The sequence below is a fragment of the Vibrio tarriae genome (genome assembly GCF_002216685.1).
GTDB lineage: Bacteria > Pseudomonadota > Gammaproteobacteria > Enterobacterales > Vibrionaceae > Vibrio > Vibrio tarriae.
The window spans coordinates 54,388-75,145 of record NZ_CP022353.1 but is presented as its reverse complement, the minus strand read 5'-3'; the positions used below and the strand labels follow the sequence as shown (position 1 = coordinate 75,145).

Sequence of the window (20,758 nt, the reverse complement as noted above, 5' to 3'; positions counted from 1 at the left end):
CTAACTTTCCTTAACTCTGCACTCAGGCTTCGGCATCATACTTGCGCTGAGTTATACTCCTTGATGTTTTAGCAACTCGGTGTTCACCGACTGACAATCACATCTTTTGGCTTAAGGTGAAGCGTATGGCTTGTGGAGAGTGCAGCGAACATTGGTTTTGGAAAAAAATTGGCCGCTGTCAACGCTGTATGGATCAACTCACGGTGTTATCCGTGCTTGCCTGGATCGTTTGGTTTTGGGGGTTTAAGGATGATCCAACGAGCATTGAATCGATCACTCTGATCTTCGCCGGTTTTGCTTTTAACGGTTTACTGTTTCTGCATTTATGGATGAAGTACGTGATCTTACCTTGGCGAAAACGGCAAGGAAAAGAGGACTAAAGCAGCACCAAGCGTCTTTGCTAAGGCTTCTGTACTACATCAATGCTATAGGAAAGAAAAAAGCCCTAAACCTAGTACAGATTTAGGGCCTTCTTAGAGTCTTCTAAGAAAAAGCAGTGGTATTGTAATAGACCGAGCTTTCACTGAAAGGTTCACAAAAAAATGATCTTTTTTACGATCTTTTTCCTTAAGTGATTTTTCACTTATTCATCAATCTGTTAACACACTACTTTTTGTTTATGACTCACCGGTATTGAATGCGTCATTCACACTCTGCTTAAGATTTTACTCGCGTCTGAGCTTGTTGTACCGCATGCGCCACTTGCTTTGGCGATACCCCACCCAGTGCGCAGCGTTTCTCTAAACAAGACTCAATAGTCAGGATCGGATAGACATCTTGCTCAATCAAAGGCGAAAACTGTTGTAGTTCAACCAGAGACAACTCTTCCAACGCCACACCCTTGCCGATAGCTGCAACCACCGCCACACCAACAATATGGTGCGCCTCACGAAATGGAATGCCTTTCGCAACCAGATAATCTGCCAATTCAGTCGCGTTCGAGTAGCCTTGCTTGGCCGCTTCTAACGTACGCGCCGCATTCACTTTAATGCCATCAAAGCAGAGTCCCGCCATTTGCAAGCAATCAAACCAAGTGTCGAGCGCATCAAACAGCCCTTCTTTGTCTTCTTGCATGTCTTTGTTGTACGCGAGAGGCAGAGCTTTGACTGTCATCATCATCCCCGCCAATGCACCATAGACGCGTCCGGTTTTGCCGCGGATCAATTCAAGTGCATCGGGGTTTTTCTTTTGTGGCATCAGTGAAGAACCAGAGGTCACCGTATCGGCCAATTCAATAAAGCCCGCTTCACCTGTGGTGTAGAAGATCATATCTTCCGCCAGACGCGACAAATGCAGCATAGAGATCGATGCGACTGACATCAGCTCCATCACATGATCGCGATCGGAGACCGCATCCAGCGAGTTACGTGTTGCGCGAGTGAAACCAAGATCCGCCGCTAACACCTCACGATCAATCGCGTAAGCGGTTCCTGCTAATGCACCAGAACCGAGCGGTGATGTGTTTAAACGAGCTAGAGCATCAGTCAAACGGGACTCATCACGCTCAAACATTTCCAAATAAGCTAAACACCAATGGGCAAACGTCACCGGTTGCGCGCGTTGTAAATGGGTGTAGCCCGGTAAAACTGTCGATTGATGTTCAGCCGCCACTGCCACCAACTGTTGTTGCAGCGTTTTCAGAGCAAGCAGCAGATGAACGCCCTGATCGCGACACCAGAGCTTAAGATCGGTCGCGACTTGATCGTTACGCGAACGCCCTGTGTGCAGTTTTTTACCGAGATCACCGACTTGCTCAATCAGCTTCTGCTCGACCCAAGAGTGAATATCTTCTGCATCAGAGGCTAAGATTTGCTCAGGATCTTGCTGAACCGATTGTAATAGTTGGTTTAACGCCTGCTCTAACTGTTGTTGCTCCTGCACGCTCAAGACATTGACGGAGACCAAGGCTTTTGACCAAGCGATTGATCCAACAATATCTTGCTCAGCCAATCGATAATCAAAACGTAAGGAATCGTTGAATGATTTGAACCGACTGTCTGCCGCTTGGGTAAATCTTCCGCCCCATAATGCCATGCTTAATCTCCTGCTTTCCTCTCACCGCAACCGCCGTCGAGGATGTGATAACTGAAAATGACCCCAAACTGATTGGAGTGGCAGGTAGGCGGCAAGTGAGTGAATCCCCATGAGCATAGATAAACTATGTGATTGGGGTGAATGAACGTAGCCAACACCGCTGCAACTTCAATGAGGAAGGGGATAAGGATCGCAGTGCGATCCTTATTATATAAACCGATGACTGCGCTGATTACTGCTTGTTTTGGCTCAAAGCGCGGATACGACTCGACAGCGAGTAAAGACGGATGAAGCCGCCTGCGTGGCTGTGGTCATACACTTCATCGGCACCAAAGGTCGCGAAATCTTCTGAGTAGAGGCTGTTAGCCGAACGTTTTTGCGTTGCAACGGCTTGGCCTTTATACAGTTTAATCACCACTTCACCGTTGACATCTTTCGCTAGCTCATCGGCTGCCGCAAATACCGCCTGACGTAGTGGCGTGAACCAACGACCATCATAAACCAGGTGTGATGCTTTAATACCCAGCTCTTCACGAAATTCGAATGAGGTTTTATCCAGCACCAGTTGCTCAACCGCACGCAGCGCTTCCATGATGATGGTGCCTCCCGGAGTTTCATAACAGCCGCGAGATTTCATGCCCACCAGACGGTTTTCCACGATGTCGATACGACCCACACCATGCTTCGCGCCTTTTTGGTTGAGGTACAGCAGCGCGTTGTAAGGGGTCATGGCTTCACCATCAACAGCGACCACTTCGCCATGCGCAACTTGCAGCGTGACATATTCGGCTTCGTTAGGCGCTTGCTCAGGATCGACGGTCCACACCCAGCAATCTTCGTTTGGCGCATTCCATGTGCTTTCCAAAACGCCACCTTCGGTAGAAACGTGCCATGCGTTGGCATCACGCGAGTAGATCTTGGTCAATGACGCCGCACAAGGAATGTTGCGCTCGGCAAGGTAATCCAAACACGCTTCACGGCTACGCAGATCCCACTCACGCCAAGGCGCAATCACATGCAGATCTGGAGCCAGTGCCGCAAAAGCCCCTTCAAAACGCACTTGGTCGTTACCTTTACCAGTACAACCGTGCGCCAGTGCATCCGCTCCCACTTTACGCGCGATCTCAACTTGCGCTTTAGCAATCACCGGACGCGCCATGGAAGTACCAAGCAAGTATTTACCTTCATAGTAAGCGCCGGTTTTCAGCGTTGGGTAGATGTACTCTTTAACAAACTCTTCTTTCAGGTCAACGATGTAACATTCCGAGGCACCCGATGAGAGCGCTTTGGCTTCAACGCCTTTCAGCTCTTCATCACCTTGGCCTACGTCAGCCACAAACGCCACCACTTCACAGTCATAATTTTCTTTTAACCATGGAATGATCACCGACGTGTCCAGACCGCCAGAATATGCCACAACTACTTTTTTAACTTGTACTTTACTCATTGATGTATCTCCATATTCCTGGCTCTGCGCTTGGCGGTCAGTGCTCAGGTTTAATCAAATTAGTGACTTAAAATCTTAAGGTAGAAAACGGGTGCCGATGCTTTCGCCGCCAAATAACTTGGCGAGCTTCTCTGGGTAACGCCAGGTAGCCACTTCAATCGGACGTCCTAAATCTTGCGCCGCTTCCAAGGCTGCTTTCACTTTGACGATCATGCCGTCGGTAATGACTTTGCCAGCAATCAGTGCATCCGCTTGTTTAGCATCTAAGGTGGCGATAAGGTGGCCCTTGCCATCCAACACACCACTGACATCCGAGAGCAGAACCAATTCCGCATCCAGAGCACCCGCCACAGCCACCGCCGCTTGGTCAGCGTTGACGTTCATCATCTGCCCCTGCGCAGTTAGGCCTATCGAGCTAATGATGGGCATCGCACCGGTTGCCAAAATCGCTTGCAGCAAAGTGGAATCGCCCGGCGTGGCTTTGCCGACCGCGCCCAGTTCAGGATCTAACTCCTCGACATGGCACAAACCGCCATCCGCCAGTGACAAACCCACAGCATTGATGCCATCTTTGATCGCTTGTCCTTGCAGCATCTTGTTCGCTGTACCTGCGAGAGCTCCAGCAATGATCGGAATTTGATCATACGGAGTGACGCGCAAACCATCTTTCTTGACCGATTTGAGTTGCAGCTTCGCCATCAACTCATCGACCAGATAACCACCACCATGCACGATCACGATGCGTCGTTGGGCTTGGTTCTGATATTGGGCAATCGCACCAAACAGTTTGCTAAGTGTTTCTGCGCAATCGAGCGCCGCACCGCCTAACTTAATCACTAAAGGACTGAGCTTAAGATCTGACATGTTGAACCCTTACACCAACGCGGTTAATTCATCGAAACCGTAGTGAATATTTAAACACTGCATCGCTTGACTCGATGCGCCTTTCAATAAATTGTCGATAGCAGACACCACTATGATGTGGCGTCCTTGTACCTTCCAGCCGAGGTCACAAAATGGGGTGAACTCGACATCTTGAATCCGTGGCAAACCATTGCTGAAACGCACCAACGGCTTATCTTGATACGCCTTGCTAAAAGCTTCTGCGACTTGCTGCTCGGTGACACCATCCGCCAGTTTCATGGTGATGGTGGCCAGAATGCCGCGCTTAAAGTTGCCAAGATGCGGGGTGAAGATCACTTCACAGCCTAGGTGAGTCGCAATTTCTGGTTGATGACGGTGATTAAACACACCGTAGGGCTGCAAGCTCACTTCACAGAAGCTGTTGGTCATGGTGGCTTTACGCCCCGCACCTGAGACACCACTCACCGCGTTAATCACTGGCCATTGGGTCGTGTCGAGTAACCCTTCCACCAACAGAGGCTTAATCGCCAGTTGCGATGCCGTTGGGTAGCAACCCGCAACGGCAATCATTGGACTGGCTTTGATCGCTTCCGCATTCCACTCAGCAAGGCCATACACCGCTTTTTCTAACCATTCAGAATGCTGATGCGCAAAGCCATAGAAGGTTGGATAAAACGATTCGCTCTGCACCCGAAATGCACCCGACAAATCAAACACCTGACAACCTTGAGCGAGAAATTGCGGCGCGAGGTCATGACTCACTTCATGCGCGGTGGCCAGAAAGACCACATCACACTCGGCCGCAACAGTATCCACATCAGTCAAGGCTTGCACTGGCATATCAATCAGCCCTGCCACTCGACCATGCAACTGCGCCAGCGATTTGCCCGCATCCACACTGTTGGCGGAAACGTATAAACCTGATAGCGTGAGTTGTGGGTGTTTGTGCACCATAAGAGCCAGTTCTGCTCCGGTGTAACCGCTTGCGCCGATGATGGTGGTTTTTAACATCAAAAACATCCGTATTTAGTGGTGAAAGAGAGCGGATAACGCTGATTATTCATCTTTCAAAATTGCAATTAATTGGTTTTTTATTCACTTAAAGTGATTTAATATGTGTTTTACCGTTTCACCGACACTCTGTCAATAGCAGGAGCAAAGATAAAATGCCGTTACCCAGTTTCCTTGAGGTCTATGAAGGCCTGATTTCAACCTCTTCAATCAGTTCGACCGATGTGCGCTGGGATGAAGGTAATGAGCAGGTGATCGCAAAATTAGCCGATTGGCTCAGCGCGCTCGGTTTTTCGATTCAAATTGAGCAAGTCGCACCGAATAAGCAGAACTTGATTGCCAAACTCGGTAGCGGTGAAGGCGGCTTATTATTAGCAGGACACAGTGATACTGTGCCGTTTGATGAGGGTCGCTGGAATTACAACCCGCATGCGCTCACGCAAGCCAATAATCGCTTCTATGGATTAGGAACCGCGGATATGAAAGGTTTCTTCGCCTTTATTTATGAAGCGGTGAAAAACGTCGATTGGAGCAAACAAACCAAGCCGCTGTATGTGCTGGCGACCTGCGATGAAGAAACTACCATGCTCGGTGCACGCCACTTTACCGAAAACGCCCCATTTAAACCGGATTACTGTATCATCGGTGAACCCACCAGCTTAGTGCCGATCCGCGCGCATAAAGGCCATGTGGCGAATGCCATTCGCGTGACCGGTAAATCTGGCCATTCATCCAATCCAGCGCTGGGGGTCAATGCGATTGAGATCATGCACGAAGTGCTGTTTGCTCTCATGCAGCTGCGCGATCGCTTAATTAAAGAATATCACCATCCGGGATTTGAAATTCCGACTCCGACGCTGAACCTTGGTCACATTCATGGTGGTGATAGCCCAAACCGAATTTGTGGTTGCTGCGAACTGCATTATGACGTTCGCCCTCTACCCGGCATTAGCTTAGATGGTTTAGATAACCTGATGCGTGACGCTCTACGTGAGGTACAGCAAAAGTGGCCAGGGCGCATTGAACTCGTCCCGCTGCATGACCCGATCCCCGGTTATGAGTGCGCGCATGATCACCCGTTTATTCATGGCATTAGCGAAATCTGTGAGCAAGAAGCGCAGACCGTAAACTACTGCACCGAAGCGCCCTTCTTGCAGCAAATCTGCCCGACCTTAGTACTAGGCCCAGGCTCGATCGATCAAGCTCATCAACCGGATGAGTTTTTGGCGTTTGAATTTATTGACCCAACGGTACGCGTGCTATCACGAGCCATGCAGAAATATTGTTTCTAAATTGATCGCCCTGAGTTCAACCTCAGGGCTTTTTTGTAAGAAATTTTCAATAATTTGGTGTTTTTAGTTAAACAATCTCTGCACCAATGCGGATGACAATAAATGGAATCTTAGTCTTAACCGCAAGTCCACTGGACAAAATAGTCAAGATTGTGTAATTAACTGAACCCACATTGGATGTAATTTTTTTTCAAGGCAGGATGACAATGAACGAAAAATACGCTGCGCTCAAAAGTAACGTAAGCATGTTAGGACGACTACTCGGCCAGACAATTCAAGCCGCCGATGGTGACGTTATTTTAGCGAAAGTGGAAACCATCCGAAAACTTTCCAAATCTGCCCGAGCGGGCAACCAAGCAGACCGTGAGCTGCTGATCGAAGAGATCAAAAATCTTCCTAACCATCAACTGACTCCCGTAGCTCGCGCCTTTAACCAATTCCTGAACCTGACCAATATTGCCGAGCAGTATCACACCATCTCACGCCACTGTGAAAGCCACGTGAATGAGTTGGATGCGATCGGTAGCTTATTTGCTAAACTCGCGCAAAACTCGGTCAGTAAATTCGACACCGCACAAGCCATTCGCGATCTCAACATTGAGCTGGTATTAACCGCTCACCCAACGGAGATCACTCGTCGTACCATGATCAACAAACTGGTCAAAATCAACGAGTGTCTATCCAAACTTGAGCTCAGCGACCTCTCTTCAAAAGAGCGCCATAAAACCGAGCGCCGCCTTGAGCAATTAATTGCCCAAAGTTGGCATTCAGATGTGATTCGTCAGCAGCGTCCAACGCCATTAGATGAAGCCAAATGGGGGTTCGCAGTCGTAGAAAACTCATTGTGGCACGCCGTCCCTGAGTTTTTGCGTGAGTTAGATGAACAGGTGAAATCTTACCTAGGCGAAGGCCTACCGATTGATGCACGCCCTGTGCATTTCTCATCTTGGATGGGTGGAGATCGCGATGGTAACCCCTTTGTGACCCACACTATCACTCGCGAAGTGCTGTTACTGTCACGCTGGAAAGCAGCCGATTTGTATCTCACCGATATCAATGAACTGGTCAGCGAACTTTCGATGACCAAGTGTAATGAAGCCGTACGCGCTTTAGCGGGTGAGGAGCACGAACCGTATCGCGCGATCCTCAAGCAGCTGCGCGGTTTGCTGCAAGAGACGATTGATATTCTTGAAGCGAAACTGAATGGTCAAAAACTGGCAGTGAAAGCGCCGCTGCAAAATGTCGCTCAGCTGTGGGAACCACTATACGCGTGTTACCAATCACTGCATGAGTGTGGCATGGGCGTGATTGCGGATGGTTCTCTACTTGATACTCTGCGTCGCATCAAAGCGTTTGGCGTGCATCTGGTTCGTCTCGATATTCGTCAAGAAAGTTCACGCCATGCAGAAGTGATTTCGGAACTGACCCGTCATCTCGGCATTGGTGATTACAATCAGTGGAGCGAACAAGACAAGATCGCTTTCCTGACCACTGAACTGAATTCTAAACGTCCGCTGCTACCGCGCGACTGGCAACCGTCTGCACAAGTCAAAGAAGTGCTGGATACCTGTAAGATCATTGCTGCGCAATCCAAAGATGCGTTTGGTGCGTATGTGATTTCGATGGCGCGTACTGCATCGGATGTCCTCGCCGTTCATCTGCTGCTGCAAGAAGCGGGATGCCCTTATCGCATGGATGTCTGCCCGCTGTTTGAAACCTTAGATGACTTGAACAACGCCGAATCGGTGATCCGTCAGTTGATGAGCATCGATCTGTATCGCGGCTTTATTCAGAACCACCAAATGGTGATGATTGGTTACTCCGACTCCGCCAAAGATGCAGGTGTCATGGCGGCAGGCTGGGCGCAGTATCGCGCGATGGATGCCTTAGTCAAAGTTAGTGAAGAAGCCGGCATTGAGCTGACGCTGTTTCATGGCCGCGGCGGTACAATTGGCCGTGGCGGCGCTCCTGCGCATGCGGCACTGCTGTCTCAGCCACCTAAGAGCTTAAAGGGCGGTCTGCGTGTAACTGAACAAGGTGAGATGATCCGCTTCAAACTGGGTCTGCCTGAAGTGGCAGTCAACAGCTTCAACATGTACGCCAGTGCCATCTTGGAAGCGAATCTTCTGCCACCACCAGAGCCAAAGCAAGAGTGGCGCGATCTGATGGATGTGCTGTCTGAAGTGTCTTGTGAAGCTTATCGCCATGTGGTACGTGGCGAGCCAGACTTTGTGCCTTATTTCCGACAAGCCACACCTGAATTGGAATTGGGTAAATTGCCTCTCGGTTCACGTCCATCAAAACGTAATCCTAACGGTGGCGTAGAAAGCTTACGTGCGATCCCATGGATTTTCTCATGGAGCCAAAACCGCTTGGTATTGCCAGCATGGCTAGGGGCAGGTGAAGCGATTCAATTCTCGATTGATAAAGGCCACCAAGCGCTACTTGAAGAGATGTGCCGCGAATGGCCATTCTTCTCAACTCGCCTCGGTATGCTTGAGATGGTGTACACCAAGTGCAGCGCGGAAATTGCCCGTTACTACGATGAGCGTTTAGTCGAACCTGCTTTGCGTCCACTGGGTGAAAAGCTACGTACGCAACTGCAAAAAGACATCAAAACGGTGCTTAATGTAGAAAACAACGAGAACTTGATGCAAAGCGATCCTTGGGGACAAGAATCGATTCGCCTGCGCAATATCTACGTAGAGCCACTCAATATGCTGCAAGCAGAACTGCTGTATCGCACTCGTCAATCAGAACTTCCTACTCCAGAGCTGGAAGAAGCTTTGATGGTGACTATTGCAGGCATTGCTGCGGGAATGCGCAATACTGGTTAGTAAATTGAAAAATATCAGTATAAAAAACCAAAAGGTCACAACTTAGTGGCCTTTTGTTTTACATTTTTGCATTATTGAGAATAATGTCAGTTTTTCAGCTAATCAGCATATTTGTATTCCACTTTATGCTTATTATTTAGATATACTACGTTCCCTCTGTGATAAGTAATGTAAAGCAATCTCACAGTCAAAGTATGCAGAGACATACGCCACTCTAGGTGATAACCGGCTTTATAAGGTGACATAAGCAGCCAGAACTTTGCGCTGCAGGTATTTAAATGCGTTGATATGCGTGCCATTAGAAGCACAACAACCGTTTAGATAGATGTTTATGTTGACTTAATTTTTGGATTGAAGACATGTCATTACCACACGTTATCCTTACTGTTCTTAGCACACGCGATGCAACCGGGTACGATATAACTAAAGAATTTTCTGCCAGTATTGGCTACTTCTGGAAAGCCAGCCATCAGCAGGTATATCGTGAACTCAATAAAATGGGGGAACAGGGTTTAGTGACTTGTGTTCTGGAACCACAGGAAGGCAAACCAGATCGCAAGGTTTATTCTATAACCCAAGCTGGCCGCAGCGCTTTAGGTGAGTGGTTTGATCAACCGACTGCACACCCAACCGTGCGTGATGAGTTTAGTGCGAAATTGATGGCTTGTTCAGTACAATCGGCAGAACCTTACCGTCTGCAACTGGCTGAACTGGTTGAAGAATCGCGCAAACTGGTCGCTCATTATCAGGAAATCGAAGCCGCTTACTACGCTAACCCAGCCGTGTTAGACAAGCAGCAACGTTTAGAGCGTTTAACGCTACGTCGTAATTTACTGGTTCGCCAAGCATGGATTCAATGGGCGGACGAAGTGTTGGCAGAATTGAACGCGATGGCATAAGCCAAACCAAACCTGTCGATGTAAAAAAGGATGATGTCACCATCATCCTTTTTATTTTTTGCTCAAGCGCGGAATGAGCACTTAAATACCGAGAGAGCTGAGATAGAGAGAGCCTCTAGATACCATCACCGCCGATAAACGTCTGTGAACGGCCATTAAACTGCTGATCCATATCCAAAGAAGGCTTATCTGATTGTGGCCGCCCCACAATACGAGCAGGTACTCCAGCGACTGTGGTATGGGGCGGTACAGCTTGCAACACGACCGATCCCGAGCCAATTTTCGCCCCTTCTCCAACTTCGATGTTGCCTAAGATTTTCGCACCCGCACCAATCATCACCCCTTCACGAATTTTCGGGTGACGATCGCCGCACTCTTTACCTGTACCGCCAAGCGTGACGTCCTGCAAAATCGACACATCGTCTTCTACCACGGCAGTTTCTCCAATTACAATCCCCGTCGCGTGATCGAGCATGATGCCTCGACCAATGCGTGCTGCAGGATGAATATCAACCTGACAAGCGACAGAAATCTGATTTTGGAAATAGGTCGCAAGAGCCTTACGCCCTTGTCGCCATAACCAGTTTGCAACCCGATAGCCTTGCAAAGCGTGATAGCCTTTTAAGTACAGCAGCGGCATCGAGTACATAGAGACAGCGGGATCGCGGTTCACTGTCGCGCAAATATCGCACGCCGCCGCTTCCGTAATACTCGGGTCAGCAGCAAAGGCTTCTTCAATCACTTCTCGCACCGCCATCGCAGGCATGGAGGCGGTATTCAAACGGTTGGCCAGAATATAACTCAAGGCTGCTTTTAAACTGTCATGCTTGATAATAGTGGCGTGGTAAAAACTGGCGAGCATCGGCTCTTGCTCAGATTGCTCGCGAGCTTCAGCGACAATGGTTTGCCAAACCTTGGTGTGTGCGCACTGTTTCATTACTTACTCAGTCCTAATCAAGATAGGGCAAGCTATACCCTATCGATTCAATTCCATCTCTTGCGCTGCGGATTAACGCTCCATCTTCTTATCTCGTGCCAGCAAATCCTGAGCGGCGAGTCGCGCATCTTTTCCTTGATACAATACTTGGTAAATTTGTTCAACTATCGGCATCTCAACGCCCATGCGTTTCGCTAGCATCCACACTTCTTTGGTGTTGCGATAGCCTTCAACCACCTGGCCGATATCCGCTTGCGCCGTATCGACATCTTTACCTTGGCCCAGCGCCAAGCCAAAACGGCGGTTACGCGATTGGTTGTCAGTACAAGTCAGCACTAAATCACCTAACCCAGCCATACCCATAAAGGTTTCCGGCTGCGCGCCTAAAGCAGCTCCTAGACGAGTCATTTCAGCCAAGCCACGAGTGATAAGAGCCGTACGCGCATTCGCACCAAAGCCAATACCATCGGACATCCCCGCACCAATCGCAATCACGTTTTTTACCGCGCCGCCAAGCTGCATACCGATAAAGTCACTGTTGGCGTAAACACGGAAGGTTTTGCTGCAGTGAATTTTCTCTTGCAGGTCACGTACAAATTGCGCATCCGGCGAAGCCACTGAAATCGCGGTTGGCATCCCCATCGCCAGCTCTTTGGCAAAAGTAGGACCAGAAAGCACCGCAAGGGGGTAGCTATCGCCAAGTACATCATGGGCAACATCTTGGAGTAGCCGTCCAGTCTCAGGCTCTAGCCCTTTGGTTGCCCAGCAAATGCGGCTATCCGCACGCAGGTGTGGCTGTAAACTTTTCAACACGATACCAAACACATGGCTAGGCACTACCACCAGCAGATCACGGCTCGCTTGCACCGCTTTTTGCAAGTCAGTTTCCACAATCAGGGTGTCAGGAAAAGCAATTCCGGGCAAAAATTCATGGTTAGCGCGGTCAGCTTCAAGGCGCGCCATATGCTCTGCATCATGTCCCCACAGGACGATATTCGCGCCATTACGCGCTAAAGAGATCGCCAGTGAGGTACCGTAGGAGCCCGCACCTATCACGGTCATTTCAACAGGTTTTCCGTAGCTATTGTGGTTCTGTGTTTCGCTCATTGTTCCGCCTATCGATAACGAAGTTGTGCTCTATTCTATACCCAAACATAGGCTATTGCAGTCTGCACCTTCTTCGCCAAGGCTGTCTTAGATAAAGAGTGCAAAAACCAATGCTCGTGTGATAAACAAAAAATGCACATCGCGGTTGCGCTGTGCATTTTACTGTAGCTTGAAACTCAATAGCGCGAATTAAGCGTTCGCTGGAGTTGCTGCGCCTTCTTGAGCTTGCTGTTGCAGATAGTTCATGAACAGTGCGTCAAAGTTTACAGGAGCTAGGTTCAGTTGTGGGAAAGTACCTTTTACCACTAGGCTTGAAATGGTTTCACGTGCGTATGGGAACAGGATGTTCGGGCAGAAAGCACCCAAGCAATGTGCCAATTGGCCTGCTTCCATCTGCTCGGCACTGAAGATACCTGCTTGTTGTACTTCACACAGGAATGCGGTTTCTTCTGCGTTTTTCACAGTAACAGTCAGACGCAGAACCACTTCGTAAACACCTTCACCCAGTTCACGGCTTTGCGTGTCGAGATCCAGTTTGACATCTGGGTTCCACTCTTTTTGGAACATCACTGGTGAGCTTGGCGCTTCAAAAGAGACATCTTTTAGATAGATACGTTGGATAGCAAACTGTTGTTGTGGGGCTTGTGCTGCTTCAGCCATGATTTCATCCTTAATTCAGATAATTCGGTTCAAAGGTCAATGTGTCCTGAGACTAACTGAGAGTGTGTGCGATCACTAGGTGGGCAAGCCATTACGTGGTAGATATCACAACTCTGAGCGTCAAGCGCTGATCTTTTCACCAGCGCCGACGGGGTGCTCTAAGGATTTAGCGTTTACCGCGTACCAAAGGCAGGTTAGCTTCATTCCAAGCAATCAAGCCATTTTTAAGAAGATTGACCTTCTCAAAACCGGCTTTGGTCAGTAAATCTGCACTTTCACGTGCGGTTTGACCTGTTTTGCATACCACAATAATGGGGTTCGATTTATGGCTTTCAAGGCCAGCCAAGTTACCCGCCTTGATGTCTGACGGCAAAATGTGAATTGCGTCGGTAATGTGGCCCTGTTTGAATTCATCTTTACTACGGATGTCGACCACGATGCCGTTTTCACGGTTAATCAACAGAGTGGCTTGGGTGGCCGTGACTTCTTGATAAGCCGCGGTGGCCGATTTGTAGATGCTGGCGATTAACGCGACCAAAATACCGATCCAAGCCAGTGAAAGGATCATATTTTGCTGAAAAAACTCAATGTACTCTTGCATATCCTGTGCTCTTGCAATGGGGATTCAAATCAGACAAGGAGTATAACGAGGTTGGCAGCATGACGCGAGCGCTTACCTCGTTAAAACTGGGTCTGAACAGGGTGAATATGTTGCAAACTGAGAATCCGATCAGGCTCGAGGGAACGGAAAGGCAGTGACCTTATCAATATGATCTTCACCCAGCGCCAGCATGATTAGACGATCAATACCCAAAGCCACCCCAGCACATTCTGGCAAACCGGCCTCCAGCGCCGCAATCAGATGGTAATCAATCGGTTGCTCTGTCAGTCCCATCTCTAAACGCTTGGCATTATCCGCTTTAAAACGGGCTAACTGCTCGGCAGGGTTATCCAATTCATGAAAGCCATTCGCGAGCTCAATCCCTTTAGAATAGACTTCGAAGCGATCAGCCACGCGCGGATCAGCCGGATTAATTTTGGCCAGCGCCGCTTGTGAAGCCGGAAAATCATACACAAATGCTGGTGTGATTTGGCCGATTTTCGGCTCAATGCCAATGCTAAACAGCAGTTGTAATAAGGTGTCACGATCCTCTTCAGGCTCTGCGATATCACTTAAACCCAGCGTTGCAGCCACTTGCTTTAACTCACGCATCTCCCCTTCGAGTGGGCAAACGCCAAGCACATTCAAAAACGCTGCTTGGTAAGTCATTCGCTCTGCACTACCACAGCGCAGTACCAGTTGTAGCAAAGCGTCCATCTCATCCATCAAAGCATGGTGATCAAAGCCAATGCGGTACCATTCCAACATGGTGAATTCTGGATTGTGGTAACGGCCATTTTCTTCGTTACGAAAGGCTTTACCAAGCTGATAAATACAACCACTGCCCGCCGCTAACAAACGCTTCATATGAAATTCAGGGCTAGTCATTAGGTGCAGTGAACTTCCCTTGGCATAACCCGGCCCAACGAATTCCGTTTTAAAGGTATGTAAGTGGATATCCGTCACCGTTGCGTGACTCATGGCTGGGGTTTCCACTTCCAGCACATCACGTTCAGCAAAGAATTCTCGGATCTGGCGCAATAAGGTAGCGCGTTGTTTTAATTGGCTTATTGATGCAGTAGGCATCCAATCGGAATTAGTCATGGTTGGCTCATCACAAGAAACAGAGATAGCAAATTGTACTCCTTCAGATCAAAAAGCCAAACTCAATTGTGACACTAGTCACATATAGGGCAATTAGTATGCTTAAGTTTGCAATACCGAAGCAAAAGCCCAACAGAATCAATTTTTCATTCTTCAAGCTCTCCTACACTACCCCTACCACTTAATGGGTGGTCAGGTGTTGAGTCAGTGAGTTCCATCTCAGTAACTTCCAAATCAATACTTTGAAAACTCTAGGTACTGAAACGAACTCAGTCCATAAAATAAAATAATCACACTGGAGGATAACTGTGCAAATTATCACCACAGATATCGCAGTCATCGGCGCTGGCGGCGCTGGTCTTCGTACTGCTATTGCAGCGGCAGAAGCAAACCCTCATTTAGAAGTTGCTCTGATTTCTAAAGTTTATCCAATGCGTTCTCACACAGTCGCAGCCGAGGGTGGCTCCGCAGCAGTTATCAAGGATGAAGATAGTCTAGATAACCACTTCAACGATACCGTTGGCGGTGGAGACTGGCTATGTGAACAGGATGTTGTTGAATACTTTGTTGCCAATGCAACCCGCGAAATGATCCAGATGGAACAATGGGGTTGTCCTTGGAGCCGTAAAGAGAATGGTGAAGTCAACGTACGTCGCTTCGGCGGTATGAAAGTTGAGCGCACATGGTTTGCTGCCGATAAAACCGGCTTCCACATGCTGCACACCCTGTTCCAAACTTCAATGAAGTACCCACAAATCAAGCGATTGGATGAGTACTTTGTGGTGGATTTGCTGGTTGATGAAGGTGAAATCCAAGGTTTGATTGCGATTCATATGTCGGAAGGCGAGCTGGTCACCATCAAAGCGAAATCTGTGGTACTGGCTACTGGCGGTGCGGGTCGCGTTTACCACTGCAACACCAACGGCGGTATTGTGACTGGTGATGGCATGGCCATGGCTTTCCGTCACGGCGTTCCTCTGCGTGATATGGAATTCGTTCAATACCACCCAACTGGCCTACCAGGCACTGGCATTCTGATGACCGAAGGCTGTCGTGGTGAAGGTGGCATTATCGTCAACAAACATGGCTACCGTTACCTGCAAGACTACGGTATGGGCCCTGAAACTCCAGTGGGTCAACCCAAGAACAAATACATGGAACTGGGTCCGCGTGACAAAGTTTCTCAAGCCTTCTGGCATGAGCAGCAAAAAGGCAACACCATCAAACACCCACTGGGTGATGTGGTACTGCTTGACCTGCGCCACTTAGGTGAAGAATACCTGCAAGAACGTCTGCCATTTATCTGTGAGCTGGCCAAAGCGTATGTGAACGTTGACCCAGCAAAAGAGCCGATTCCAATTCGTCCAACCGTGCACTACACCATGGGTGGTATCGAAACCAATGGCGAATGTGAAACCCGCATTAAAGGTCTGTTCGCCGTGGGTGAATGTGCGTCTGTTGGTCTGCATGGCGCGAACCGTTTAGGTTCTAACTCGCTAGCGGAATTTGTGGTGTTTGGCCGCGTTGCCGGTGAAAAAGCGGTTGAGCGCGCTGCAGAGTTTAAAGGCTGGAATGAAAAAGCCATCGCCGCACAAGTCAAAGCGGTTGAAGATCGCATCGCAGCACTGATGCAGCAAGAAGGTGATGAAAACTGGGCAACCATCCGTACAGAAATGGGGCACACCATGGAAGCGGGTTGTGGTATCTACCGTCAGGAAGATCTGATGCAAGAAACCATCGACAAACTGGCCGAGTTGAAAGAGCGTTACAAGCGCATCAGCATCAAAGACAAAGGCAAAGTGTTCAACACTGACCTGCTGTACGCGATTGAAGTGGGTTACGGTCTGGATGTGGCAGAAGCCATGGTTCACTCCGCTATCTTGCGTAAAGAATCGCGCGGCGCACACCAACGTCTTGATGAAGGTTGCACCGAGCGTGATGACGTGCAATTCCTCAAACACTCTTTGGCATTCTATCAAGAAGGTCAAACACCGAAGATCGATTACAGCCCAGTGAAAATCACCAAGTCGCAGCCAAAAGCGCGTCTGTACGGTGAAGCAGCCGAAAAAGCTGCCGCAGCTGAAGCGGCCGGAAAAAGCGTAGAGGAGCAAAAATAATGTCAGCACAACGTATTCAAAAAGTGGACATTCTGCGCTACGACCCAGCCAAAGATGCAGAGCCACATATGCAACGCTTCGAAGTTCCGTTTGATGAAACCATGTCGGTACTGGATGCGATTGGCTATGTGAAAGATCACTTAGATAAAGATCTTTCTTACCGCTGGTCATGCCGTATGGCGATTTGTGGCTCTTGCGGCATCATGGTCAACGGAGTGCCAAAACTGGCGTGTAAGAGCTTCTTACGTGATTACCCAGAAGGCGTAAAAATCGAGCCACTGGCCAACTTCCCCATCGAGAAAGACCTGATCGTAGACATGACGCCGTTCATCGAACGCTTAGAAGCAATCAAGCCTTACATCATAGGTAACGATCGTAAACCTGAAGACGGCACTAACCTGCAAACACCAGAGCAAATGGCACGCTACAAGCAGTTTGCTGGCTGTATCAACTGTGGTTTGTGTTATGCAGCTTGTCCACAGTTTGGTCTAAACCCTGAGTTCTTAGGCCCTGCAGCGCTCACTCTAGCACACCGCTACAACCTCGATAGCCGTGACAATGGTAAAGCCGAGCGTATGAAGCTGATCAACGGTGATAATGGCGCTTGGGGTTGTACCTTCGTGGGTTACTGCTCTGAAGTGTGTCCAAAACACGTTGACCCAGCGGCAGCCGTGAACCAAGGCAAAGTGGAGTCATCATTAGACTTCGTGATCGCGATGTTGAACCCAGACGGTTCACCGAAGAAAGTGGAGGCTTAAGGATGAGTAACCGTAAACCTTATGTTCGTGAAATGAAACGTACTTGGTGGAAAGATCATCCTTTCTACCGCTTCTACATGGTGCGTGAAGCGACGGTTCTGCCATTGATCCTGTTTACCCTGTTCCTAACCGTTGGTTTAGGTTCTTTGGTGAAAGGGCCTGAAGCATGGCAAACCTGGTTGGACTTTATGGCTAACCCACTCGTCATTGCGATCAACCTAGTGGCGCTGGCGGGGAGCTTATTCCATGCGCAAACCTTCTTCAGCATGATGCCACAAGTCGTGCCTATTCGTTTAGGCGGCAAATTGGTTGATAAAAAGATCATCGTGCTAGCACAGTGGGCGGCCGTGGCCTTTATCTCACTGATTGTTCTTATTGTGGTGTAAGGAGCTTATTGTGATTAATACCAACCCAAAACGTTCAGACGAACCCGTATGGTGGAGCCTGTTTGGTGCTGGTGGCACTTGGTTTGCCATGATCACCCCGATTACCGTTCTGGTACTGGGCATTCTTGCGCCACTGGGCGTGATTGATGCCGAAGCACTGAGCTATGAACGCGTGTCTAACTTTGCAACCAGCATCATTGGTGCGCTGTTCATCATCGGCACCTTAGCTCTACCAATGTGGCATGCCATGCACCGTGTTCACCACGGGATGCATGATTTGAAATTCCACACCGGTGTGGCAGGGAAAATCGCTTGCTACGGCTTTGCAACCATCATCTCCGCACTGGCGGTCGTGTTTATCTTCATGATCTAACATGAAACATCAAAAAGCTGGCTGACAACAGGCCAGCTTTTTTATTGCAAGACTAAAACTACACGCATAAAAAAACCAACCGCAAGGTTGGTTTTTTCTTGTGACCGAGATGATTACTTCACACGGCCAACGTATTCTGCAGAGCGAGTGTCCACTTTGATCACTTCGCCGATCTGTACGAAGAGAGGTACACGAACGACAGCGCCGGTAGACAGAGTCGCTGGTTTGCCGCCAGTACCTTGTGTATCACCTTTTACGCCTGGATCCGTTTCAGTCACTTCTAGCTCAACGAAGTTTGGTGGAGTGACCGCGATTGGGTTACCATTCCACAACGTCAGCATACAAGTGTTGTTTTCTACCAGCCATTTTGCATTCTCGCCAACCGCTTTTGCATCTGCAGCAAGCTGTTCGAAGGTGCTGTTGTTCATGAAGTGGTAGAATTCGCCATCGTTGTACAGGTAATCCAGATCGATATCGACAACATCAGCAACTTCCGCTGTGTCACCCGATTTAAAGGTTTTTTCCAGAACTTTACCAGTAAGCAGCTTACGGATTCTCACGCGGTTGAATGCCTGACCTTTACCTGGTTTTACATACTCGTTTTCGAGAATGACACAAGGCTCGTTATCAAGCATAATTTTGAGACCGCCTTTAAATTCATTCGTGCTAACAGTAGCCATTTTTTCCTCTTACTATCTTCGAGTTAAAATCAATGCCGCACATCATAACCCGAAAAGTCATTTCTGTTGAGCAAAACTGGTTGCAACAGCTGGCAAACGCGATCTCCGATCCTCTGCAATTATTGCAGCAACTTGAGATCGATCCTTCGCCATGGCAAGACGGATTTGAAGCGCGCAAACTGTTTGCGCAGCGGGTGCCGCAAAGTTTTGTCGATCGCATGCAAAAAGGCAATCCTGCCGATCCACTTTTACGGCAAGTTTTACCGCTGAGTGCCGAGTTTGAGATTCATCCCGGCTACTCACATGACCCACTGGATGAACAAAACAACACCGTGCCCGGCTTGCTGCACAAGTATAAAAATCGCTGCTTGTTGATCGTCAAAGGCGGTTGCGCCATCAACTGCCGTTATTGCTTTCGCCGTCATTTTCCCTATGAAGATAACAAAGGCAGCAAAAGCGCTTGGCAACAAAGCCTCGATTACATTGCGCAAAATCCACAGCTCAACGAAGTGATTTTCTCCGGCGGCGATCCTTTAATGGCCAAAGATCATGAAATTGCATGGCTGATGGAGCGTATCGCAGCAATTCCGCACATCAAACGGTTACGCATTCACTCACGATTACCCGTGGTGATCCCCGCGCGCATCACCGATGAATTGGTTGAACTCTTCGCACAAACCCGCTTGCAAGTATTGCTGGTGACACACATCAACCACGCCAATGAAATCAATCTGGAGCTCAAACAGCAAATGGCACGCTTGCGCGCAGTGAACGTGACTTTGCTTAACCAAGGTGTGCTGCTCAAAGGGGTCAATGACACAGTTGACGCACAAGTGGCGCTCAGCGAAACCTTGTTTGATGCTGGCATTCTGCCCTATTACTTGCATGTATTGGATAAGGTGCAAGGCGCGGCGCATTTTTACGTCAGTGATGATAAAGCAAGGCAGATTATGGCAGGCTTGATTGAGCGGGTTTCCGGCTATCTGGTGCCGAAATTAACTCGAGAAATCGGTGGCAGACCCAGCAAAACACCGCTTGATCTGCATCTTGAGTAAAAAAGCGTTGTCAGGGCAACGCTTTTTTAAATCATTACTTAGCAAAGTTAATGATTGGGAAACACTTAAAGAAACCGTTGTCCGCACAGTTGATCAAACCAATCTGTACACCTTCAATCTTTTCCGTTTTGTTGAACAGGCCAAACTGAACAGTTGAAGTGTTCGAGAAGTTAGCCGCACCTAAGTCAACCAAGGTGTTACCTTCTGAATAGTTCACAAAGCTCAAGTTCGCGCCTTTCACATCGTGAGTCAGGTTCACAAAGCCCAAGTTCGCACCATAAGTATTACCCGTGTTCCAGTTCAAAAGACCCAGAGATGCACCCGTCATCTCTTGGTTCACTTTGCTTGCACCGAAGAATAAGCCAAAGTTCACACCTGTGGTTTTGTCAGTTTCAGACAGGCCAAGAATAGAGAAATCAACCCCTTTGACTTCATTCACTTTACCGTACAGTGCCGACAAACGCACACCCGCAACTTGGTTCGCATCTGGCGTGTTGAAATTGTCGATAGAAGAGAACATAACGGGTGTTGAAGCCAATGCGGCTGGTGCAGCCATCGCTGCAGTAAGCGCCATCAAAGCAAACGGCTTGTTCATA

20 protein-coding genes are annotated in these 20,758 nt (G+C 48.7%); 9 read left to right on the top strand and 11 right to left on the bottom strand.

Translation table 11 applies throughout. From position 1 onward, the window contains the following. The first annotated feature begins 125 nt into the window (after nt 1–125). On the top strand, nt 126–380 hold the full coding sequence (locus tag CEQ48_RS05820; RefSeq protein ID WP_000742073.1) for a DUF3624 domain-containing protein: 255 nt from the start codon (nt 126–128) through the stop codon (nt 378–380). 277 nt (nt 381–657) lie between these two features. Here CEQ48_RS05820 and argH read toward each other — a convergent pair whose 3' ends face one another. From argH to argC, 4 genes are all read right to left on the bottom strand, one after another. Further along, nucleotides 658–2,034, bottom strand: coding sequence for an argininosuccinate lyase (gene argH / locus CEQ48_RS05815; RefSeq protein WP_089070611.1), 1,377 nt, complete (start codon nt 2,032–2,034; stop codon nt 658–660). Between the two features lie 232 nt (nt 2,035–2,266). After that, nucleotides 2,267–3,481, bottom strand: a complete 1,215-nt coding sequence (locus CEQ48_RS05805; protein ID WP_000049171.1) for an argininosuccinate synthase — start codon at nt 3,479–3,481, stop codon at nt 2,267–2,269. Nucleotides 3,482–3,556: 75 nt separating this feature from the next. Then, nucleotides 3,557–4,345: an acetylglutamate kinase gene (argB, locus tag CEQ48_RS05800; RefSeq protein ID WP_001281564.1), complete on the bottom strand. Its 789-nt coding sequence runs from the start codon at nt 4,343–4,345 to the stop codon at nt 3,557–3,559. Between the two features lie 9 nt (nt 4,346–4,354). Then, on the bottom strand, nt 4,355–5,356 hold the full coding sequence (gene argC, locus CEQ48_RS05795) for an N-acetyl-gamma-glutamyl-phosphate reductase (protein ID WP_089070609.1): 1,002 nt from the start codon (nt 5,354–5,356) through the stop codon (nt 4,355–4,357). A 155-nt stretch (nt 5,357–5,511) separates the two neighbouring features. On the opposite strand from argC, the gene argE reads away from it, so the two are divergent. The 3 genes from argE (at nt 5,512) to CEQ48_RS05780 (ending at nt 10,384) form a co-directional block, all read left to right on the top strand. After that, nucleotides 5,512–6,648 carry an acetylornithine deacetylase gene (argE, locus tag CEQ48_RS05790; RefSeq protein ID WP_089070608.1) on the top strand — a complete coding sequence of 379 codons (1,137 nt, stop codon included), beginning with the start codon at nt 5,512–5,514 and terminating at the stop codon, nt 6,646–6,648. A 206-nt stretch (nt 6,649–6,854) separates the two neighbouring features. Next, a complete protein-coding gene (ppc, locus tag CEQ48_RS05785; RefSeq protein WP_089070607.1) occupies nt 6,855–9,485 on the top strand; it encodes a phosphoenolpyruvate carboxylase in 2,631 nt (876 codons plus the stop codon). 359 nt (nt 9,486–9,844) lie between these two features. Continuing rightward, nucleotides 9,845–10,384, top strand: a complete 540-nt coding sequence (locus CEQ48_RS05780) for a PadR family transcriptional regulator (protein ID WP_000056565.1) — start codon at nt 9,845–9,847, stop codon at nt 10,382–10,384. Between the two features lie 115 nt (nt 10,385–10,499). On the opposite strand, the gene cysE is transcribed toward CEQ48_RS05780, so the two are convergent. The 5 genes from cysE to epmA all read right to left on the bottom strand — a co-directional run bounded on the left by cysE (nt 10,500) and on the right by epmA (nt 14,793). Next, nucleotides 10,500–11,321 carry a serine O-acetyltransferase gene (gene cysE, locus CEQ48_RS05775; protein WP_089070606.1) on the bottom strand — a complete coding sequence of 274 codons (822 nt, stop codon included), beginning with the start codon at nt 11,319–11,321 and terminating at the stop codon, nt 10,500–10,502. Between the two features lie 72 nt (nt 11,322–11,393). Continuing rightward, entirely contained in the window at nt 11,394–12,428 is a 1,035-nt protein-coding gene (gene gpsA, locus CEQ48_RS05770; RefSeq protein WP_089070605.1) for an NAD(P)H-dependent glycerol-3-phosphate dehydrogenase, read from the bottom strand. A gap of 189 nt (nt 12,429–12,617) precedes the next feature. Continuing rightward, entirely contained in the window at nt 12,618–13,088 is a 471-nt protein-coding gene (secB, locus tag CEQ48_RS05765) for a protein-export chaperone SecB (RefSeq protein ID WP_000796510.1), read from the bottom strand. A gap of 166 nt (nt 13,089–13,254) precedes the next feature. Then, the gene (locus CEQ48_RS05760; protein ID WP_001158897.1) at nt 13,255–13,689 is read right to left on the bottom strand and encodes a rhodanese-like domain-containing protein; all 435 of its coding nucleotides are present in this window, start codon (nt 13,687–13,689) and stop codon (nt 13,255–13,257) included. 129 nt (nt 13,690–13,818) lie between these two features. After that, nucleotides 13,819–14,793: an elongation factor P--(R)-beta-lysine ligase gene (epmA, locus tag CEQ48_RS05755; protein WP_089070604.1), complete on the bottom strand. Its 975-nt coding sequence runs from the start codon at nt 14,791–14,793 to the stop codon at nt 13,819–13,821. Nucleotides 14,794–15,101: 308 nt separating this feature from the next. Between epmA and frdA the strand changes: the two genes are divergently transcribed. Genes frdA through frdD form a run of 4 tightly spaced genes read left to right on the top strand, consistent with a single transcriptional unit; the run spans nt 15,102 to nt 18,427 of the window. Then, on the top strand, nt 15,102–16,910 hold the full coding sequence (gene frdA / locus CEQ48_RS05750) for a fumarate reductase (quinol) flavoprotein subunit (protein ID WP_033929916.1): 1,809 nt from the start codon (nt 15,102–15,104) through the stop codon (nt 16,908–16,910). Beyond that, nucleotides 16,910–17,668 (top strand): succinate dehydrogenase/fumarate reductase iron-sulfur subunit, encoded by a 759-nt coding sequence (locus CEQ48_RS05745; RefSeq protein ID WP_089070603.1) that lies wholly within the window; start codon nt 16,910–16,912, stop codon nt 17,666–17,668. Before frdA ends, CEQ48_RS05745 begins: the two co-directional genes overlap by 1 nt. A gap of 2 nt (nt 17,669–17,670) precedes the next feature. Then, a complete protein-coding gene (gene frdC / locus CEQ48_RS05740) occupies nt 17,671–18,054 on the top strand; it encodes a fumarate reductase subunit FrdC (RefSeq protein WP_000071094.1) in 384 nt (127 codons plus the stop codon). 10 nt (nt 18,055–18,064) lie between these two features. Next, nucleotides 18,065–18,427 (top strand): fumarate reductase subunit FrdD, encoded by a 363-nt coding sequence (gene frdD, locus CEQ48_RS05735; RefSeq protein WP_053034331.1) that lies wholly within the window; start codon nt 18,065–18,067, stop codon nt 18,425–18,427. A gap of 113 nt (nt 18,428–18,540) precedes the next feature. On the opposite strand, the gene efp is transcribed toward frdD, so the two are convergent. Beyond that, complete coding sequence (gene efp / locus CEQ48_RS05730; RefSeq protein ID WP_000246893.1) at nt 18,541–19,107, bottom strand: elongation factor P; 567 nt, start codon at nt 19,105–19,107, stop codon at nt 18,541–18,543. Nucleotides 19,108–19,139: 32 nt separating this feature from the next. On the opposite strand from efp, the gene epmB reads away from it, so the two are divergent. Beyond that, nucleotides 19,140–20,162, top strand: a complete 1,023-nt coding sequence (gene epmB, locus CEQ48_RS05725; RefSeq protein ID WP_089070602.1) for an EF-P beta-lysylation protein EpmB — start codon at nt 19,140–19,142, stop codon at nt 20,160–20,162. 34 nt (nt 20,163–20,196) lie between these two features. Here epmB and CEQ48_RS05720 read toward each other — a convergent pair whose 3' ends face one another. Beyond that, on the bottom strand, nt 20,197–20,757 hold the full coding sequence (locus tag CEQ48_RS05720) for a VC2662 family protein (RefSeq protein WP_071170860.1): 561 nt from the start codon (nt 20,755–20,757) through the stop codon (nt 20,197–20,199). Nucleotide 20,758: the final 1 nt, after the last annotated feature.

What these genes read in the sequence shown, in the direction of transcription:
- argE (WP_089070608.1), top strand. Translation starts at nt 5,512, where the DNA reads ATGCCGTTACCCAGTTTCCTTGAGGTCTATGAAGGCCTGATTTCAACC.
- cysE (WP_089070606.1), bottom strand. Translation starts at nt 11,321, where the DNA reads ATGAAACAGTGCGCACACACCAAGGTTTGGCAAACCATTGTCGCTGAA.
- epmB (WP_089070602.1), top strand. Translation starts at nt 19,140, where the DNA reads ATGCCGCACATCATAACCCGAAAAGTCATTTCTGTTGAGCAAAACTGG.
- CEQ48_RS05820 (WP_000742073.1), top strand. Translation starts at nt 126, where the DNA reads ATGGCTTGTGGAGAGTGCAGCGAACATTGGTTTTGGAAAAAAATTGGC.
- argH (WP_089070611.1), bottom strand. Translation starts at nt 2,034, where the DNA reads ATGGCATTATGGGGCGGAAGATTTACCCAAGCGGCAGACAGTCGGTTC.
- CEQ48_RS05720 (WP_071170860.1), bottom strand. Translation starts at nt 20,757, where the DNA reads ATGAACAAGCCGTTTGCTTTGATGGCGCTTACTGCAGCGATGGCTGCA.
- CEQ48_RS05805 (WP_000049171.1), bottom strand. Translation starts at nt 3,481, where the DNA reads ATGAGTAAAGTACAAGTTAAAAAAGTAGTTGTGGCATATTCTGGCGGT.
- CEQ48_RS05745 (WP_089070603.1), top strand. Translation starts at nt 16,910, where the DNA reads ATGTCAGCACAACGTATTCAAAAAGTGGACATTCTGCGCTACGACCCA.
- ppc (WP_089070607.1), top strand. Translation starts at nt 6,855, where the DNA reads ATGAACGAAAAATACGCTGCGCTCAAAAGTAACGTAAGCATGTTAGGA.
- CEQ48_RS05780 (WP_000056565.1), top strand. Translation starts at nt 9,845, where the DNA reads ATGTCATTACCACACGTTATCCTTACTGTTCTTAGCACACGCGATGCA.
- gpsA (WP_089070605.1), bottom strand. Translation starts at nt 12,428, where the DNA reads ATGAGCGAAACACAGAACCACAATAGCTACGGAAAACCTGTTGAAATG.
- epmA (WP_089070604.1), bottom strand. Translation starts at nt 14,793, where the DNA reads ATGACTAATTCCGATTGGATGCCTACTGCATCAATAAGCCAATTAAAA.
- efp (WP_000246893.1), bottom strand. Translation starts at nt 19,107, where the DNA reads ATGGCTACTGTTAGCACGAATGAATTTAAAGGCGGTCTCAAAATTATG.
- argB (WP_001281564.1), bottom strand. Translation starts at nt 4,345, where the DNA reads ATGTCAGATCTTAAGCTCAGTCCTTTAGTGATTAAGTTAGGCGGTGCG.
- secB (WP_000796510.1), bottom strand. Translation starts at nt 13,088, where the DNA reads ATGGCTGAAGCAGCACAAGCCCCACAACAACAGTTTGCTATCCAACGT.
- argC (WP_089070609.1), bottom strand. Translation starts at nt 5,356, where the DNA reads ATGTTAAAAACCACCATCATCGGCGCAAGCGGTTACACCGGAGCAGAA.
- frdC (WP_000071094.1), top strand. Translation starts at nt 17,671, where the DNA reads ATGAGTAACCGTAAACCTTATGTTCGTGAAATGAAACGTACTTGGTGG.
- CEQ48_RS05760 (WP_001158897.1), bottom strand. Translation starts at nt 13,689, where the DNA reads ATGCAAGAGTACATTGAGTTTTTTCAGCAAAATATGATCCTTTCACTG.